We start from the raw sequence: 1,156 nt of genomic DNA on the forward strand, positions 1-1,156 counted from the left end.
CTCGCTTGAATTCATAATTGGAATTCCCGCTCTTTCAAAAGAACTTCTTAACATTTCTGTTTTTTTATGTAAACCATCTCTTTCTACTTTAGAAACCTTTAAGTGCTCAACACTTGTATAACATGCCGCGACTATAGCTGGTGGTAGTGAAGTTGTAAATATAAAACCTGAGGCAAAAGATCGAATTGCATCAATCATTGCTCCCGAACTTGTAATATACCCTCCAATAACACCAATTCCCTTAGCCATAGTCCCTTGAATAATATCCACTGAATTTGCAATACCTAGATCAGCTGCTATCCCTGCTCCTCTAGGTCCATACATACCAATTGCATGAACTTCATCAAGGAAAGTTAAAGCATTATATTTCTTAGCAAGTTTAACAATTTCTTCAATTGGTGCAATGTCACCATCCATAGAATAAACTGACTCAAAAACAATTACTTTTGGTCGATTATATGGCTGTGATGCAAGTAATTGCTCTAAATGTTCTGTATCATTATGTTTAAAAATTGTACGCTCTACTTTCGTACTACGTATCCCATTAATTATAGACGCATGGTTAAGCTCATCAGAAAAGACAATACAATCTTCAAATAAACGTAGCAAACACTGAAGTGTTGCATCATTTGATCCATATCCTGTCGGGAATACAAGTGCAGATTCTTTCCCATGCCATTCAGCTAATGCTGACTCCAATTTCTCATATTGGTAATGTGTACCACCAATATTTCTAGAACCACCTGATCCTGCGCCATATAAATCAATTGCGTTATGCATAGCCTCAACAACAATTGGATGTTGTGACATTCCTAAGTAATCATTACTGCACCAGACAACTACAGGCTTACTATCTTCTGATCCATTTAATTTAGCTAAAGGATATTGTCCACGAATTCGATTTAATGTAACAAACTCACGATATTGCCCACTTTTTTTCAGTTCTACTAGTTTTTCATTTAATATTTCTGTATACATATTGTGCCTCCAATTATAAGTTCTCTGACTATCAATTTAAAGGGGGTAATGTAAAAAAATGTTAATAAAGTTGTGGTGCTCTCTCATTATAGGCACAATATACAAAAAAAACAAACGAAAATTTTAAAAATAAAATTTTTTCGGTAAATTATATTTTTACTCTTCTTATATATATATA

General features: G+C 33.7%; 1 protein-coding gene. It reads right to left on the reverse strand.

Annotation, left to right across the window (positions count from 1 at the left end; genetic code table 11):
* The coding region (hemA, locus tag DN408_RS31000; RefSeq protein ID WP_147740524.1) for a 5-aminolevulinate synthase at window positions 1-978 on the reverse strand (978 nt) is incomplete at its 3' end.
* Between the last annotated feature and the right edge of the window lie 178 nt (window positions 979-1,156).

The organism is Bacillus sp. AR13-1, from assembly GCF_008042285.1.
GTDB classification, from domain to species: Bacteria; Bacillota; Bacilli; order Bacillales; family Bacillaceae_G; genus Bacillus_A; species Bacillus_A mycoides.